This is a genomic window from Atopobium sp. oral taxon 416, assembly GCF_018128285.1.
Lineage (GTDB): Bacteria > Actinomycetota > Coriobacteriia > Coriobacteriales > Atopobiaceae > Olsenella_L.
This window is the reverse complement of sequence record NZ_CP072380.1, coordinates 2,704,475-2,720,588: the sequence shown is the minus strand read 5'-3', so window position 1 is coordinate 2,720,588 and position 16,114 is coordinate 2,704,475. Positions and strand designations below refer to the sequence as shown.

The 16,114-nt window shown below is 56.8% G+C and carries 22 protein-coding genes and 1 pseudogene; 19 read left to right on the top strand and 4 right to left on the bottom strand.

The window, feature by feature from the left end; translation table 11 throughout:
- Positions 1-26: 26 nt before the first annotated feature.
- The 14 genes and pseudogenes from J4859_RS14310 to J4859_RS17975 form a co-directional block, all read left to right on the top strand.
- Positions 27-959 (top strand): hypothetical protein, encoded by a 933-nt coding sequence (locus J4859_RS14310; RefSeq protein ID WP_212330876.1) that lies wholly within the window; start codon positions 27-29, stop codon positions 957-959.
- 49 nt (positions 960-1,008) lie between these two features.
- Positions 1,009-1,944 (top strand): hypothetical protein, encoded by a 936-nt coding sequence (locus J4859_RS14305; RefSeq protein ID WP_212330873.1) that lies wholly within the window; start codon positions 1,009-1,011, stop codon positions 1,942-1,944.
- Between the two features lie 37 nt (positions 1,945-1,981).
- Positions 1,982-2,467: a hypothetical protein gene (locus J4859_RS14300; protein WP_212330870.1), complete on the top strand. Its 486-nt coding sequence runs from the start codon at positions 1,982-1,984 to the stop codon at positions 2,465-2,467.
- A gap of 29 nt (positions 2,468-2,496) precedes the next feature.
- The gene (locus J4859_RS14295; RefSeq protein WP_212330868.1) at positions 2,497-2,844 is read left to right on the top strand and encodes a DUF4176 domain-containing protein; all 348 of its coding nucleotides are present in this window, start codon (positions 2,497-2,499) and stop codon (positions 2,842-2,844) included.
- Positions 2,845-2,853: 9 nt separating this feature from the next.
- Complete coding sequence (locus J4859_RS14290) at positions 2,854-3,132, top strand: hypothetical protein (protein ID WP_212330865.1); 279 nt, start codon at positions 2,854-2,856, stop codon at positions 3,130-3,132.
- A 16-nt stretch (positions 3,133-3,148) separates the two neighbouring features.
- Entirely contained in the window at positions 3,149-3,352 is a 204-nt protein-coding gene (locus J4859_RS14285; protein ID WP_212330862.1) for a hypothetical protein, read from the top strand.
- Positions 3,353-3,573: 221 nt separating this feature from the next.
- Positions 3,574-4,221: a hypothetical protein gene (locus J4859_RS14280; protein ID WP_212330859.1), complete on the top strand. Its 648-nt coding sequence runs from the start codon at positions 3,574-3,576 to the stop codon at positions 4,219-4,221.
- Positions 4,222-4,560: 339 nt separating this feature from the next.
- Complete coding sequence (locus J4859_RS14275) at positions 4,561-4,821, top strand: hypothetical protein (RefSeq protein ID WP_249113668.1); 261 nt, start codon at positions 4,561-4,563, stop codon at positions 4,819-4,821.
- Between the two features lie 417 nt (positions 4,822-5,238).
- Positions 5,239-5,622 (top strand): hypothetical protein, encoded by a 384-nt coding sequence (locus J4859_RS14270; RefSeq protein WP_212330857.1) that lies wholly within the window; start codon positions 5,239-5,241, stop codon positions 5,620-5,622.
- Between the two features lie 508 nt (positions 5,623-6,130).
- Entirely contained in the window at positions 6,131-6,982 is an 852-nt protein-coding gene (locus J4859_RS14265; RefSeq protein WP_212330854.1) for a hypothetical protein, read from the top strand.
- Positions 6,979-8,208: a DUF4176 domain-containing protein gene (locus J4859_RS14260; RefSeq protein WP_212330851.1), complete on the top strand. Its 1,230-nt coding sequence runs from the start codon at positions 6,979-6,981 to the stop codon at positions 8,206-8,208. The genes J4859_RS14265 and J4859_RS14260 overlap by 4 nt, the downstream gene beginning before the upstream one ends.
- Positions 8,205-8,540 (top strand): DUF4176 domain-containing protein, encoded by a 336-nt coding sequence (locus J4859_RS14255; protein ID WP_212330848.1) that lies wholly within the window; start codon positions 8,205-8,207, stop codon positions 8,538-8,540. The genes J4859_RS14260 and J4859_RS14255 overlap by 4 nt, the downstream gene beginning before the upstream one ends.
- Positions 8,527-8,853, top strand: coding sequence for a DUF4176 domain-containing protein (locus J4859_RS14250; protein ID WP_212330845.1), 327 nt, complete (start codon positions 8,527-8,529; stop codon positions 8,851-8,853). The genes J4859_RS14255 and J4859_RS14250 overlap by 14 nt, the downstream gene beginning before the upstream one ends.
- Before the next feature lie 727 nt (positions 8,854-9,580).
- A pseudogene (locus tag J4859_RS17975) lies at positions 9,581-9,814 on the top strand (transposase); the annotation flags it as partial.
- Between the two features lie 167 nt (positions 9,815-9,981).
- Here J4859_RS17975 and J4859_RS16495 read toward each other — a convergent pair.
- The 3 genes from J4859_RS16495 to J4859_RS14235 all read right to left on the bottom strand — a co-directional run bounded on the left by J4859_RS16495 (position 9,982) and on the right by J4859_RS14235 (position 10,784).
- Entirely contained in the window at positions 9,982-10,158 is a 177-nt protein-coding gene (locus tag J4859_RS16495; protein ID WP_249113667.1) for a hypothetical protein, read from the bottom strand.
- A gap of 152 nt (positions 10,159-10,310) precedes the next feature.
- The gene (locus J4859_RS14240; RefSeq protein WP_212330839.1) at positions 10,311-10,478 is read right to left on the bottom strand and encodes a hypothetical protein; all 168 of its coding nucleotides are present in this window, start codon (positions 10,476-10,478) and stop codon (positions 10,311-10,313) included.
- Positions 10,479-10,607: 129 nt separating this feature from the next.
- Positions 10,608-10,784 carry a hypothetical protein gene (locus J4859_RS14235; protein WP_212330837.1) on the bottom strand — a complete coding sequence of 59 codons (177 nt, stop codon included), beginning with the start codon at positions 10,782-10,784 and terminating at the stop codon, positions 10,608-10,610.
- A gap of 304 nt (positions 10,785-11,088) precedes the next feature.
- Between J4859_RS14235 and J4859_RS17200 the strand changes: the two genes are divergently transcribed.
- The 3 genes from J4859_RS17200 to J4859_RS14220 all read left to right on the top strand — a co-directional run bounded on the left by J4859_RS17200 (position 11,089) and on the right by J4859_RS14220 (position 13,069).
- Positions 11,089-11,472 carry a transposase gene (locus J4859_RS17200; protein WP_371812078.1) on the top strand — a complete coding sequence of 128 codons (384 nt, stop codon included), beginning with the start codon at positions 11,089-11,091 and terminating at the stop codon, positions 11,470-11,472.
- Between the two features lie 497 nt (positions 11,473-11,969).
- Complete coding sequence (locus tag J4859_RS14225) at positions 11,970-12,419, top strand: DUF3290 domain-containing protein (protein ID WP_212330832.1); 450 nt, start codon at positions 11,970-11,972, stop codon at positions 12,417-12,419.
- Positions 12,419-13,069, top strand: a complete 651-nt coding sequence (locus J4859_RS14220; protein WP_212330830.1) for a DUF421 domain-containing protein — start codon at positions 12,419-12,421, stop codon at positions 13,067-13,069. Before J4859_RS14225 ends, J4859_RS14220 begins: the two co-directional genes overlap by 1 nt.
- A 1,036-nt stretch (positions 13,070-14,105) precedes the next feature.
- Here the strand turns inward: J4859_RS14220 and J4859_RS14215 are convergent.
- The gene (locus tag J4859_RS14215) at positions 14,106-14,414 is read right to left on the bottom strand and encodes a hypothetical protein (protein ID WP_212330828.1); all 309 of its coding nucleotides are present in this window, start codon (positions 14,412-14,414) and stop codon (positions 14,106-14,108) included.
- A gap of 149 nt (positions 14,415-14,563) precedes the next feature.
- On the opposite strand from J4859_RS14215, the gene J4859_RS14210 reads away from it, so the two are divergent.
- The gene (locus J4859_RS14210) at positions 14,564-15,151 is read left to right on the top strand and encodes a C-GCAxxG-C-C family protein (protein WP_249113666.1); all 588 of its coding nucleotides are present in this window, start codon (positions 14,564-14,566) and stop codon (positions 15,149-15,151) included.
- Entirely contained in the window at positions 15,136-16,062 is a 927-nt protein-coding gene (locus J4859_RS14205) for a TDT family transporter (protein WP_212330826.1), read from the top strand. The genes J4859_RS14210 and J4859_RS14205 overlap by 16 nt, the downstream gene beginning before the upstream one ends.
- Positions 16,063-16,114: the final 52 nt, after the last annotated feature.

Below are 16,114 nucleotides of genomic sequence, written 5' to 3'. Positions count from 1 at the left end.
ATGAAAACACTCTATTGGAGGCACACATGCTGTTTGGAAGGAAGAAGAAGGTAGACCTAGCGGACCTCACGCTCGAGGAGCTGCGCTTCTCGACAGAGGACCTCTTCGTGTTGCTCAACGGCTACGACGGCTGCGCCGTCGTGGTAAACCCGTTCAAGCTCCGCCTCGACCTCGTCGAGGAGAAAAAGCCCGAGCGGGGCCCCTGGAGGAGGGCGGTGGTGGACCGCCTCGCCCCGTCGGGCTGGGTGGACGAGGAGGGAAACCCCAACCCCGAGCTCGAGTGTGCCCTGAGGGCCCTCGGGCAGATGGGGGTGGGCATAGCGGACAAGCCGGCGTCCAGAAAGCGCACCATGGGCGTGACGCTCGGGGCGGAGGGCGCCTGTGGGGTCGTGCCTGCCCCGGGAGGCGGCTGGCAGCTGAGGCCGTTCCCGGACGACCGCAGCCTGTGGCCTGCGAAGTTCCGCGAGATATTCGTGCCCAGGCGCTACCCCTTCTCGCCCGCGGAGAGGGGAGGGCATGTCTCGTTCGCCGAGGAGGGGAACGAGGGAGAGGCGTTCGGCAGGGCGCTCGCACAAGGCGATGAGGCGACGCTCGCCGTGCTCGCGAGGAGGAAAGGCGTGGACCCCGAGCCCGCGATCAGGCTCTCCGCCTACATGAAGGGCGGGTACAGGGGGTTCAAGGCCTACGTCCAGGACATGACCGAGGTCGAACCGAGCTACGAGATGGGCTGGCGCTGGCCGGACGGCGGGCGCGGCAAGCTGCGGATGAGGCAGCTCGTGGCAGTGAGTAAGGCGGGCGCGCTGCTCAGCTTCTGCAACGCCTGGCACGAGGGGATGAGCCTCAGCTTGGACGACCCCGACGGCGAGTGGAAACGGAAGACGGCCTTTACCTCCATCGACTTCTACCCCTCGGGCGACCTCCTCGAGGCGCTCCTCGATATCCCCGACTACCCGGAGTGAGCGGCATAGCCCACCCTTTCGGATAATCGTTTAGTGCTTGGAGGCACACATGCTGTTAGGAAGGAAGAAGAAGGTAGACCTGGCGAGCCTCTCGCTCGAGGAGCTGCGCTTCTCGACAAAGGACCTCTTCGTGTTGCTCAACGGGTTCGACGGCTGCGCCGTCGTGGTGAATGCCTATAAGCTCCGCCTCGATCTCGTCGAGGAGAAAAAGCCCGAGCGCGGCCCGTGGAGGAGGGCGGTGGTGGACCGGCTCGCCCCATCGGGCTGGGTGGACGAGGAGGGAAACCCCAACCCCGAGCTCGAGCGAGCCCTGAGGGCCCTCGGCCAGATGGGGGTGGGTATAGCGGATAGCATCGCACCCCAGAAGCGCACCATGGGCGTGACGCTCGGTGCGGAGGGCGCCTGCGGGGTCGTCCCTGCCCCGGGTGGGGGCTGGCAGCTGAGACCGTTCCCGGAAGACCGCAGCCTGTGGCCTGCGAAGTTCCGCGAGATATTCGTGCCCAGGCGCTATCCCTTCGCGGCCGCGAAGAGGGGAGGGCACGTCTCGTTTGTCGACGGGGGCGAGGAGGAGGGAATCGCGCTTGGTAGGGCCCTGAACCAGGGTGACGAGGCCATGCTCGCCGCAATCGCGAAAAGGAAGGGCGCAGACCCCGAGCCCGCGATCAGGCTCTCCACCTACATGAGGGGCGGGTACAGGGGGTTCAAGGCCTACGTCGACGATACGACCGAGGTCGAGCCGAGCTACGAGATGGGCTGGCGCTGGCCGGATGGCGGGCGCGGCAAGCTGCGCCAGCGTAAGGTCATCGCCGTGAGCGAGGCCGGTGCGTTGTTCAGCGACTGCAACGCCTGGCACGAGGGTGTGAGCCTCGACCTGCAGGACCCGGACGGCGAGTGGAAACGGAAGACCGCCTTCACCTCGATCGACTTCTACCCCTCGGGTGACCTCCTCGAGGCGCTCCTCGACATCCCTGACTACCCGAAGTGAGGTGGGGGCTACCGCGTCGAAGGAAGGAGAGATAACCATGAGTCTGAGCTCGTTGTACGGCAGGCTTGACTACTACTGTGGTCAGAGACGCTATTGGCAGGGCAGCGCTGACGAGTACTCCCAGAGGATATCCAAGTACTCGGCACTGGTCGATGACCGCGAGCAGCAGCTTGCCATCGCCCGGGCCGCCGAGCCGAAGGTGACCGCTCTGACTTCGGCAAACTCTGAGGCGAGGGCAAGGCTCACAGACGTTGGGACGGAGATCGACAGGTGCGCCGGATCGGAAAATGCCACATCTGTCATGGGACGCCTGGCGGACCCGAATGACGACTCTATCACCAGCGCCTCTGAGGAGTTGAGGCGCCTCATCGAGCAGCTAGAGAGCGATCTCGAAAGCTATAGGGGGAGTCTTGAAGAGTCGCGTGTCGGCAAGTCGTACTCGGAAAGCCGTGTCAATTGCTTTTCCGGGAAGATCTCTTCCACTCAGCACGAGATCGACACCTACCACGACAACGACAATTAGGCGTACGCATAGAAGGGACGACAACCAAGATGCTTACCACAGAACAATGGCTCCCTCTGGGCTCGGTCGTGCACCTTGCAGGCAGCGACGACCTCGTCACGATCTTTGGGTACATGCAGCAGGACTTAAACACTGGGCTTGTGTGGGACTACTTTGGCCTGGTTCATCCCGTGGGCTTCACGGAGCCGGGCAACGACATCATGTTCGATCGCGACTCCATCGATGGAGTCATGTACCTGGGCTACCAGGACTTCACCTGGGAGCACATGAACGACCTGCTCAGAAAGACCGAGCCGTCGTATCTCGAGGCAAAGCGCGATGCCGCCGCAAGAGCCTCTGGTGATGGTGTGAGAACAACTGGCAAGCGTGCAAGGTAGGAGGTTTCTGTGGCTGACAAGATTCTTCTCTCCGTGAAGCTCCCCGCCACAGGGCAAAGCTATGAGTTCCGAGTGCCCTATGGCCTCACGGTGGAGCAGAGCGCACGTCTCATCTCCTCGATCCTCGCCCGTACGGAGGCGGCCCGCTATGACGCGTCGCAAGACGTTGACCTCATGCTGCTTGATGGTACCGAGCTCGCGGGCAGCCAGCTCAACCCCAACGAGACGATTGGCGCGCTCGTCGAGCAGGGGGCGCTCGTGAACGGAAGCCATCTTGCGCTAGTATGAGGAGGGGTTTGCCCCTTTGTCACACCCACTATCGGAGGTTGTCGTGGACGCTGGTACGCTCGTCAAGATCGTCGTTGTCACCGTCGTGCTCACGCTTGTCGTGATCGTCGTCGGCGGCTTTGTCATCGGTCGGCTTGCCGCAAGGAGCGTCGAGCGGGATGAACAACGCGAGAAGGGGAAGACCGACAAGAACGATGGCGGTCGCCCCTCTCGCCCATAGGGTTCCAATCCCCGTTTGGTCAGGAGGCAAGGAGATGCTGTTTGCCAGGGGCAGGGCGGGCCTTGGAGATTCAGATCTCGAGTAGGTGAGGTGCTCAAGCGAGGACCTGTTCGTGCTGCTGGGCGGCTTCGACACGTGCTCTGTCGCGGTGAACGAGCACCGGATCAGCGGCTCGCCGCATCCTCGCCGAGAAGTCCGAGCGAGGACCCTGGAAGCGACAGATGATCAGACGTCTGGGGCTTCTCGGGCTCGTGGACGCCAGGGGCAATCCCAACCCTGAGCTCAAGAGCGCCCTCAACAGACTCACTCAGATGGGGCTCTCCATCGCAAACGACAATAGGGAGCGTGACACACTGCCGGTGTCGTCATCGACGTCTTGGAGCCTGCGGCGTGGTGAAGGCCCTGGCTTCGGCGGCGGCTGGTACCTATGGCCCTTCCCCGAGGACCGCTCCGCCTGGTCCGCCTACTTCCGCGAGAGCGTCATGCCGGAGCGCGGCTATCCGTCTGACCCCGCGTCTCGTGAGTACCATGCGGCGTTTGTCGAGCGGCCCGAGGAGGACATCGTCAAGGCGTTTCAAGAGGGCAATGAGGCCTATGCGCGAGCCTATGTCAGGCGCAAGGGACTCGACGACGCGGATGCCTTCGTCGAGGCCAGCCGTGACTGCGGGATGGGTGCGACGCGCTACCCAGCGTATTTCACCGACTGCAAGCAGGCGGAGACCTCGTACAAGTATGGATGGTGCTACCACGAGATCGGCAGCGGGTCCTTCCGCGCCCGTCGCGCCATCGTGTTCCCCAAGCTGGGAATCATCCTCTCAGAGTGCAACGCCTATGCGGAGGCGCTGCCCGATGGCATTCCTGATATGTAGAACTTTGAGCCCTGTCAATATAATGGACAGGGCTCAGACAGCCAGCATCGTAGCCCTCCGAAGCGTGCCACGCCTGCATGCAGCGGGCCATCCTGTTGCACTCGGAATGCTGATTCGCCGGGGCAAATACCAAAGTCAGGTGGCAAAGGCCTCCATATGAAGTGGCTGAAGATTTAGCTGTCCAGGAGGTGGTCTATAATAAGCACGATTGCCCTGGGGTGTCCGAGCCCCTACATAGCTCCCCAACGGCCGCGCTGTGGATCTTACTGGACGCGTCCGGTAGGCGCGTTACAGAAAGGAATACAAAATGGCAGACAGATTAGGATCACCCCGGACCAGATGCGCGCCCGCGCGGGCGAGTATGATACCGAGTACAGCAACGTAAATGACGCCATCGTGAGGATGACACCCTGCTCGACGAGCTGCAGACGGAGTGGGAGGGCGAGGTCTCCCACGCCTACACCAATCGCTTCTACGAGCTGCGCCCGGGCATCGGGCACGATCCGTGACCTCATCCACGAGATTGCCGAAGCTCTGAGGACTACGGCCAGCTCCCTGGAGGAAACCGGCCAAGGCATCGCATCGCAGTTCCGCGGGTAGACTCGATATCCGGGCTGGGGCTATGAGTCGGTTATTCATGGCTTCTAGAGTTGCGTGAGAGGTTGCAGAGCAGTATATGAATGGCTTTCGAAAGGAGCGATAAATGGATTATGGGGGGAGACCATACAGACAAATGATGCCCAAAACCAAGATGCAGCTACAGGACTGTTCGCTACATCATCGACTATTTCTGATGCGGTGGGAAGCCTGTCATCGGCTGGTTCTGCAGTGAAGAGTAGCTGCGAGGGCGCCGCAGCGCAGATGATAATTGACTTTGCAGATAAAGCATATGCTGCCATGAGCAGCCATGCGAATGACTCAGATGCTCTTGCGGCCGGAGTCACCGACGCAAAGGGGGCTCTTCACCAGCAAGATAATCTCCAGGCAGATCTCTATTCAGCAGCTGGACTGATGCAGATGCCATATTATTATGAAGAGCTCGGTAGATGTATAGCTGACCTGCAGATTCTTGAGCAGATTCAGGCGAATTGTAATTCGGCGGAGGGCGAGGTGCAAGTGGTCCAAGAAGGGCTTAACGGGCTTGCCAACAGTACGACCAGTGACCTGCAGCTCTCTGATCCGGGAAGCCTCTCCTCGGTGGCACAGTTCCTAGGCAATAACTTGTGCCAGGCAGTGGCGGACATCCGCTCTGCTTACGATACCCTCAACTCGCAGATTTCTGAACAGGCAGACTATTATCGCCGGCAGAATGCCATTGAGGACCAGCGCCAGAGGGAAGCTCAGGCAGCCTCACAGCAAGGAGGGAGTGGCAATGTTACGTCTCAGCATAGACGATCTTGACTCACTCTCCACTACGCTACAGAGCTCCTCCGATTCTTGTGCTCAGGCATCGGCATCTTCTGTACAGAGTAGGCAGTCTTTGGAGGCGGGTGGCCTCATAGGCAATGGTGGAGCCGCTGCTATAAGCAGTGTTGGCGATTGGGGCTCTTTAGCTGCATCTATCTCAGAAGGACTTGCGGCTGGATCTGCCGCCGCTGCCTCATTGGCGGATACGGCAAGGTCTATTAAGGCAGCGTGTGAGGCTGTACCTCCGACTCTAGGTGGCGCTTCAGGCCCCTCTGATTCGGGTACTGTGGCTGTACAGGATGACTCTGCGGGTCTTCCCGGCCAAGCAAATGAGCTGGCATGTACGGTGGAGGGACTGGTGCAAGCGTTCTCATCGATTGTGTCCCTAGCATCGGGTTTGTCACACGGTGGGGGTCAGATTGTCTCGTTGGCTGAAGACGGTGTCGTGCAATGCAATGAACTTACAGGCAAGCTGGACTCCTATTGCTCCGCTGTTTCGAATGTGAACAATCTGGTTTCCGAAACAGAGAATTTTGCGACTGGTGACGTGCAGGCAGATAGTGCGGACACATCGCCATTGTGGTATCAAATCTGCTCCGACTTCACATCTCCTGTGGTTCAGATCGGGTCTGCGGCACAGAGTGCGAGCGACATCGCTTCGAATGAGCTGTCTCTTGCAGAAGCATTTATCCTGACAACGCAGAATATTGCAAGAGCAGGAAAGATTACGAGAACTGCAGACGGTTACCTCATCTTTTCCGCCTATAAGATGACGGCAGACAACACTGTGAGAATGACCACACGCTGCCTGGCTTCAAATGCGGAAAACTTAGAGAGGCCGAGCGCTGCTCTTGCTTCCGAACGTCTTAGTAAAACTGCGGATGTCTTAGGGAAAGTGGCTGTCGTTATGGACACGGCAGTTGGCGCCTACGATGAATATCAGGCTGATGCGGATCTCTCTGAACCTGCAAGATGGGGCGAAACTATTGCACAGGGAGCATATACTTTGGGACGAGACCTGCTGGCAAATGCTGCAGGAGAGGCAGTGGGCGTTGCTGTTACAGATGCTCTCATAGATGCGGAAATGGGTGCGACAATTGGCGCTGCGGCTGGGCCGTTAGGAGTAGTAGCTGGTATTGCGGTTGGAGTTGGGGTGTCAGTTGTCACAGATACCATCTGGAATGCTCCCGCCGATGGTGACAAGACTGTTGGAGATGAAGTCAAAGGTTGGGTTGGTAATGCTGCCGATGAGGCTGGCAGTGCAGTTAGCAATACTGCCGATGAGGCCGTCGGCTTCTTCTCTGGGATAGGAGACTCTGCGAGCGATTTCATTGGTGGGTTGGCATGGTCATGAGAGTCTCAGACGGTCCGTCCGGCATCCCAAGCAATGGTTCCGCTCCGGAGCATAGTGGGGTAGTTCGCCTGTCCAAAACTCGTCCGTACAAGCTCGAGGAGTACCTTAGGGCGACGCTCGGTAGGGATGCGTGGCGCAGGACACTGGGGCTCTGTCTGTGTGCAGCAGCTGCGATTGCGGCATGTGTGCTCATGGTCTATGTCTATCTCCATCCGGGATATGTCAGGCAGGATGGCATCTCCTCGACACACAGGGTCACTTCTCCCGCAGGGTATCTCTTTGCGGCTGTGGCCATGCTCTTGCTTGCGGTCGTCCTCATGGGGCTTGCGGTACCATACATTTATGCTGCACTTGGCCTCCCTATGGGGAAAGGCTATGGCAAGCGTTGCAAGCGCCGCCTTGTGAATATGACGAGCTCCAGGGGCGCGATGCCCACGACGGAATTCTATTTTAAGAGGCCGTGCAGCAACTTTGACGAAGTGACATTGGACGTGCGTGGTCGGACCTTGGGCTTTGGCGACAGCTCCGTTCCGCTCTCCTCTGTCTATAAGCTCTTCGTGTCACAGGAGTGGGGCATGCTCGTGCTGAGGACCACCTGGCATGGCGGGCCACGCGACGTTGTGGCCGACGTGTCAGCGCTCGGCCTCGCCGAAGTACGTTCGCTTGTGGATGAAGTGCTTGGGGTGCTGCCCGCGCAGACGCGCGTCTACGGTATTTCGCACGCTCCGAGGCCTGCTTCCTGGCTTCACAAGTCGGACCCGTGGGACTCGTGGTGCTGTCGCAAGATCCAGATAGGAAAGTGGCTCGTTCCCCATGACTACACCCGCAGGTGGAGGGGCTGGCATTTACCGCAGCCCAGTGGGGCGAGCAATGCCGTGCATAACGGAAGGGTAGGTAAGATGGGATCCTACGAAGATGTCACGAGCGGCTGGCTGCCCGTGGGGAGCATCGCGGTGGTAAATGGAGAGGCGATCATGGTGGTCGGCAGGAACGTGCGCGATAAGCGTCGCAACCTCTATGAGTATGTCATCGTGAGGTATCCCGAGGGGCTGACGGGCGAGGACGACTACTATGTTTGCCGACGCGATCAGGTGCAGAGGGTTCTGCATCTCGGCATGACTGACGCACATGAGGAGGCGCTCGAGAAGCTGCTGGATGCCGGCCTCTCAGTGCTCGATACAAGCTGGGAGCCCTTTAGCGGCTACCCGAGGAGCGATGCTCGATGAGCAAGACGCAAGAACCTGAGGAATATCTGCCTATTGGCTCGGTCGTAATGCTTAAGGGCGCCACGCATTGCGTGATGGTGGTTGGGAGGCGAGCGCACCTCAAGAGCAAGGGTGCGGAGTCCGCTGGCCCCCGCTCAGAACGCATCTGGGATTATGTGGGCTGTGCTTGGCCAGAGGGATATGCAGCGCCTGAGGCCATGATTTTGTTTGATGATGCACAGGTGAGAAGGGTCTTCTTCTTGGGTATGCAGACAAGGCAGGAAAGAAGCTTCTCTGCCAGAAACTTTGCGAGGCGCAGCAAGAGACCGGAGGACGACAATGAAAGAGACTAATCATCTGCTGCCCATAGGGACTGTTGTGACAATTAGTAGCTTGGGGACCAAGCCCCTCGTCGTAGTCTCCCACAAGGCGAGGGCAGGATCAGGGCCCGAACACGATTATGTCGGGTATCTATGGCCCGAGGGCTGGATGGGGAACGATTCTTCGCACGTCAAGTATTTTGATGGTCCTGACGTGCAGGAAGTTCTCCATATGGGCTATGTTGACGAGAACTGGCTGAGGCTGCGTGAGCTGCTGGAAGATTCTGGCAGTGGCCCCATCTCAAGAGACCAGTGGTGGAAGGGCAGTGGGCCAGCAGACGTCTAGGGTGGGCAGGCTGTCGATGAGCTCAGGAGAAACGTGACACTCAGCGCTGAAAGTTAAACCTGAAAGGCGTTTGCGCAGGTGGGAAAATCCGAAAGTACATCTCAGCACTGAAAGTTGCGCTTGCGCGTGCCGCCGGTCGGTGACAGCCGCGCTGGCGACCTTACATCCGCTCCGAAAAGTACTCGGGGAGCAGTGAGAGCACATACAGGGGCACGTTGGCGACCCAGTCCTGCACGTCAAAGCCCGCAAGCGAGAGCCTCAGGCCGCGCCCGAGTCCGTTTCTCTCAACAAAGTGAGCCTTGTCAATATCTCACCGGGCGGCACGCCGCAGTCCTGGAGATAGCGGTGAGGTCCAGCCCGGGATTGTCAGGGGCTGCCCGCTGAAGGGGGCTCAGACCCGCGCTGAAGCTGTCCACCGGTCAAATGCGTGCCGGCGTAATGGCGGGGCATGGTATGGAGGGACAGGATCCCAGAGCTCTCCGAGCTGCAGCGCAAGGCCGAGCGCAGCCTTGATGCCATCACGGCGACCTTTAGGGAAACGCTGAATAAATAGCGCCGCTGAGAGAGGCTAGCCGGCCCCACGGAATGTCCGTCTGTGGGATAATAGATATGCCTGCCAGTGCATATGTACTATCGGAGGCTTTCTATGGCACGCTAGGCACAGGTCGTGGACCCCTCGTTCGTATCGGGCGGCAGGGCGACGGGGAGGAAGGCGTTCCTGGACCAGATGGACTCCGTCGTGCCCTGGGCGGACCTTATGGCGATCGTCGAGGCAAGAGGCCGGAGGCAGGCAGGAGGGGGGCGCCAGCCCTGGCCGACGGAGGTCCTGCTGCGCATGTTCCTGGTCCAGGCCTGGTTAAACCTCTCCGACGAGGTCACGGAGGACGCGCTGTGCGATTCGCTGGCCGTGAGGGAGTCCGTGGGCTCAGAGAACGATGTGCCCGATGCCACGACGCTCCTCAGGTTCCGCCACATGGCGGGGAAGGATGAGCCCTGTCAATATAATGGACAGAGGAATCTCAGATTTTTTATGCGGTCTGCATCACCTTTGGATCGTACGCAAGGCCTCTCTCGAAACGCTCGAAGAACTCCTGCATCACCTCTGCGGGCACGCGATCTCCTATGGACTTATGCGGGCGGAAGCGGTTGTAGTACGACTCGATTAAACTCGTGTGCCTTGTGCTTGGTCGTGGATGCGTCTAAGAGGCGCTTATGGTAGTACCACTCGTTCTTGAGCGTGGCGAAGAAGGATTTGGCTACAGCGTTGTCGTGGCAGCTTCCGGTTCTCCCCACGGAGAGCCTCACGTCGGGTACGGCTGAGCAGGCGGTCAGCTCTGAGCTTATGTACTGGCTGCCTGGGCTGCTTAGAATATGGCCCCTCCAGCCACGTATCCGCGCGAATATGCCATCTTCAGGGCAAAGACGACAAGGCCTGCCCTCATGTTGTCCTGTATGCTTCAGCCCACCACCATGTGTGTGCACAGATCGTGTGCGACGGCGAGATATATAAAGCCTGCCGTGGTCCTGCGATAGGTTGTATCGCCCACGAGCTTGGCTGTCGGCACGGGGCACGAGAAGTCCCGTCCGATGAGGTCGGGACGCTCGGGGGTATCAGGTGCGGGCACCGTCGTCTTCTTGGAGGCATTGGATCAGATGCCGCCTATCCCAGTTCAGCCATGCACCTGCGCACGCGGTAGCGAGTCGTGCCTGTAAATTTTGCGTAACTTTGGATCTCCTGTGAGCTTGGATCAGACCTAGCGAAAGCTAAAGCGCCTGTCGCTTTCCTCCCATATCGCGCAGATGGCTTCCTTGATAGGACCCCATAGGTCCTCACCGCCTTTGGCCTTGAGCCATCTGTAGAAGTGAGCCCTGCTCACCTCCAGTACGCGCTCCATCATCGAGACGCTGTAGGTTGCCCTCTTCTCCAGCATGAGCTAAAACCTGTCCTTCAACAGAGGCTTCCGGCGAAGAAGGCTGCCTCTTTTTTAGGAACTTATTTTCGCTTTCGAGCTCGTGTATGCGCCTGTTGGCCCTGTCGAGCTGCTTGTGCACCTCGGTCCTTGCCTGGGTCACCCTTTTGGTCTTTGAGTGCTTGATGATCCAGTCGTTTAAGGTCTTGTCGTTGGCCTCAAGCTTCGCGGCGCATCCTTTGATGCTCTTCTTCGGGTTGGCCTTACGTGCCTTCCTGTAGTAGTCGATAGCCTCGAGGCAATACTTCTTCAGTGTAGTGTTTGGGTGTTTCCGGCTTCGTGCGGGACTTTGCCTTCTCTATCTCGCTTGCACTTAGCGACATCTCATCTCTTCAATCTGTTGGCGGTGCTGAGTGGGTATCTGGACAGAGCATATCTGTTGTTAGTCCCTGAATCCCACTGTCCACCAAAAGATTACAGCTCAGAGGACGGCTTCGAGGACGCCATGACCGCGATGGTGCTGATCGCCGCGATGCGCCTGTACATGAGGGTGTCTAACTACCTGGAGAGGCTGAACAGGGAGATAGAGAGGCACGCCTGCTTTGTCGGGGTCTTCCCGAGTAAGGCGTCGGCGATCAGGCTGATCGGGTCGGTCCTTACCGAGGAGAACGAGTGCAGCTCGATGCAGAGGAAGAGCTACTACGGATAGGACTTACGCGCAGCTCTTGCAGGTGGAGGACGAGCTCGCAAAGATAGCGCGCAACCAAAGGGACATGGCGAAGGCGTAAGGCAGGGAACATGGCAGCGATTTTACACACGAATTCGGACTTGACCAGCAACACCGCCAAGGACTACCACATCGCGAGAGCACCGCTGCCCGTCATCGCGCTTTCGTATGGTGGTCAAGCTCTCGCATCCAGTTATTAGCCTAGCTGGCCCTTAGGCAGGACAGATGTCAGCGCACTGCAAGAGGGGATTTTCTCGACATTAAGGTCTGACCGGAATTCGTATGGACAATGAGATCGGACTATATACTATCTGCAGAGATGCAGCGTCTTCAAATCAAGATATTTATCTTGAAACGAGCATAGAAGTAGAATTATCGAGCTTCAAGTTTTATTATTCTTTTTGTTAGAGGGAGCACTGCGTGTAGCCCAGTGTCTTTCAAAACGTAACCTTGTCTAGTATGGATATGAGAAAGATTCAATGGTTTTCTTTACACTTGACTACATTACCTCTCTTCATGCTACAGACTCGCTGGTACGCAGTATCTTTATATTTGTTATGCTCCTCATAGGACTTATCTTTAGTCTTTTGTATTTGAGAAACAAACTCAATACTCGGATGCGTGATGTTGCACTTGGTTCGTTAGTGTTTTCCTTGGTGCTCTTAGGCATCCAGACTGAACAATATTTACAGCTCTCTCAGCGGATGTCTCAGACTGAACGGATGAGTGGTTTTATCGAAGGAGTGGCAACCGATCAAGGAGTTCCAGAGGAAGAAGTGTTGGTAAACTCGACAGCTCTGAAAGACGGGATTATTGTTCGCTTGCGGGATGAGGATTATCTCGTGCATCTTGGTGATGACAACAACTCCTATACCCTCGAGGAAACTCACATCATTGATCATCACGTGTATGTGAATGGAAAGCATTGATGGATATTTACACCCTTGTTGCTATTAAATTTGCCCTGGGTATGTTGGTTATGATTTTGCAGATCAATATTCTTGGGAAGTATGAATTCTCGCTCAATACTCCCTTAAACCAGATACAGAACTATGTCTTAGGTGGAATTATTGGTGGGGTAATTTATAACCAAACTGTTTCGGTTCTCGAGTTCTTAATCATTCTACTCATCTGGTCTTTGGTTGTAATCATCACAAAGATTTTACGAGAATCGAGTTCGATCTTTAAAAGGGCGGTATCAGCGGCCCCAGAACTTTTGGTGTGTGCAGGAAAAGTGGATGTTGCTCGCTGTGCCAAAGTCGGATTGACAGCGGAGCAGTTAAGCAGAAGTTTGCGAGAGGCAAACATCTCCTCTATTGAAGAAGTAGGCTCTGCCATTATGGAAACAAACGGAAGGCTCACAATCCAGCGTAAAGAGGATGTACGAGCTATGTGCCCTCTGCCTTTGATTAGCGATGGGCAGATAGTGGCAGATGGGCTTATGCTTTCCGGCAAAGATATATCGTGGGTTGAACAGCAACTTCAAATTGCCGGCTTTTCTTCTCCCCACGATATATACTTAGCTACGCTAGAGGGAGATGCTCTTCACCTCATACCCTACAAAGAAACATTTTCATGATGGCGGGTTCTCATTGCTAGTGCAACGGTAAGGGAGAAAAATAGCGACTTATGGCTTCTCGCAATATGATGGTATTTGCGACAAAACAATCAAAGAAGTCACCATGAGCCGCTATCGTCATCTCAGCTTGAAGATATCACGCTTCTTCACACTGAAGGCAAGAACATATCCAAGATCGCCAGACAGCTGAACAGAAGTAAAGTGGCTCAGCTGATTCGACACTGAAATCAACCCCGAAAGAGTGCCCGCCTCCTTCGATCCGGGGGCTTAAGCCGCCATCAGCCCTAAGCGATACCAGTTTGAGGAGCGTCTCGTAGCTAAGTAGCTGGTGGAGCCGCTCGTTGTTGTACTGCTTAGCGTAAGCCTACGATGAGCCTTCTTGAGCTCGGTGGGCGCTTTGTACTCGTTGATCCTTACGCACTCACTCTTGAGGCCTCTAAACCCTCTCTTTTACGATAGCGTTGTCGACCCACTTCCATGCTCTGGCAGATGTTTCAGCAAGCCAGCAGGCCCTTATACGTTGCAGCGGAGAGGAGCGATCCCTGGTCGAAGTTGGCGCAGGAGAGCTTTTCTGTGCTCCTCCAGTGCCTGGTGCATGCACTCGCACACACCTGCGGCACCCATGTCGGATGAAGTCCTTCCGGCCCACGACGCAGCGGAAGAACCAGCCGATCACACAGATCAGATACAGGTACAAGCCCCCTATCGGAATGTAGGTGATCTCGACGCTACCTGGTTGGGGAAGCGTATCGCCTTGTTCTTCAGCAGGCAGGAATGCTTCACCGAGCTTTTGGCCGGCTTGGGACAGGTTGGGCGCACACCCATCTTCTCCATGAGCCTTCGCGCCCAGTGCCTCGATTCCTCGAGCTCACGGCTTATCCTTCCCACACCTGTATAAGGGCTGCTTCAGGTGGACGTTATCCACGATGTGCATGGAGCGCTTGCGATTCGATCCCTCGAAAGAGCGCCTACGCGGCCCTTGACCTTGTAGTAGGTGAGCCTGGGGATCTACAGCTACTGGAGCTGCCTGACCACGCTAACCCACCATCCCGGGTCGATCAGATCCTTCCTTGGAATCGAGGTCGATTCCGTAATGTACAAGCACACGGCGTTGAAGATAGTCGCGCTCGCCGACCTCCTCCCGGTGCTCGTCGCACTCCCGCTCGTCCTCGGACGCCGTGAACACGCGTGCTATCTCAAAGGTAGCCTTTACGACCCAGTTCTTGACCAGGTTGGGGTTTAGGTCGTGCTCAAAGGTAAGCTCGTTGACGGTCTTCTTTGCGTGCATGACCTCGATTGTGACCTTTGCCTTGAGCTCGGTGGGGTGCGGCTTTTCCTTCAGCATTCACAAGCCTCGCTTTGTGTGCTTGTGCACACTGTGCGGGTTCTCTTTTGAACGTCAAATCGCTGTCCATATATTGCAGGCCACATTATAGGATTGATCTTTTATACTTATCACGTTCGCTAAAAAATTGGCAGAGGAGAGGAATTACTGTGCCAAAGCAAGCCAACGTGAGATATGGTGCAACTGAAGTGAGCCCCCAAGAGGTTCAGAAAGCCGCAGAAGGTCTCTACCAGGGCGGATTCTTCTGCTGTGAGGCAGTTATGTCTGCAATCCGTACCGCATTTCAGATCGATGTCCCTGAAGGGGTCATTGCAATGTCTTCCGGCATGTCTATCGGTGTAGGCCGTTCCGGCTGTATGTGTGGTGCACTCAACGGCGGCATCATGGCAATCGGCATGTTCTTTGGCCGCACCACACAGGGCGGCCCGAAGGATCCAAAAGTTAATCGGTGCATGGCTATGACGAAAGAGTTGCACGGCTGGTTCCGTGAGGCCAACGCAAAGCATGCTACCTGCTGTCGTATCCTGACCCGCGGGTTTGATATGGTCTCAGGGGAGCACAAGCAGCAGTGCATCGCATTCACTGGTCTGTGCGCCGGCAAGGTTGCCGAGATCCTCTGCCGTGAGCTGGAGGTCAAGAATCTGGACTCCGAGCCTATCAAGGGCCTCGACAAGCCATTCCTGCCCCCACAGAAGAAGGAAACGGTAAACGCTCAGGTAAGATGTCTGATCCAATAAAACGTGTTCCAATGCCGATCTGCGGCGTGATGGTGGGTGCCGCAGGGTTGGGCAATCTGCTGCAGAGCTACTCAGAGGTGCTGCGGGGTATCTGTGGGGTTTTCTCGCTCTTTCTCCTTACCCTCATCATCATGAAACTCTGCAAGTATCCGCAAGATGTAAAGAAGGACTTCCAGAATCCGATTACAGCGGGCGTCTCAGGGACCTGTACCATGGGTTTGATGCTGCTTGCCACCTATATCAAGCCGTCTATGATGCCGGTCGCCTTCGGGGTTTGGTGCGCTGCGGTGATCCTGCACTTCATTCTGATTGTGTACTTCACCGCCAAGTTCGTCTGCCATTTTGAGCTCAAGAACGTCTTTACCGTTTGGTACATCGTCTATGTTGGGATCGCAACCGCTGCAGTCAGCGCCCCGGCGTTTGGGCAGGAGGTGTTTGGAACCTTCTGCTTCTGGTTCGGGTTCGTCTCACTGATCGTCCTACTCATCCTGGTCACGGTCCGCTACGTCAAGATTCCCGTTCCGGATCCGGCAAAGCCGCTGATCTGCATTTATGCGGCGCCTACGAGCCTCTGTGTGGCAGGTTATGTGGGATCGGTGGCGCCGAAATCAGTGGAGTTTTTGCTCGGGATGTGCCTGGTGGCAAACCTTATCTATGTGTTTGCCCTGATCCAGAGCTTCCACTATGTCACCAAACGGTTCTATCCGAGCTGGGCGGCCTTCACCTTCCCGTTCGTCATTACCGCTATCGCGACCAAGCAGACCGTAGCCTGTGCTGCAAAGCTTGGGATTGCGCTGCCCTGGTTGCAACCGATCGCGCTGGTCGAGACCATCATCGCAGTGATCTTTGAGATCATCGTCTATGCGCGTTACATGCAGTTCATCTTCGGGAACCCAAAACAGCAAGTCTAATGTGTATATCGCCATTCCCATCAGAGAGGGTATCTTCGGTGGGAATCTCTCT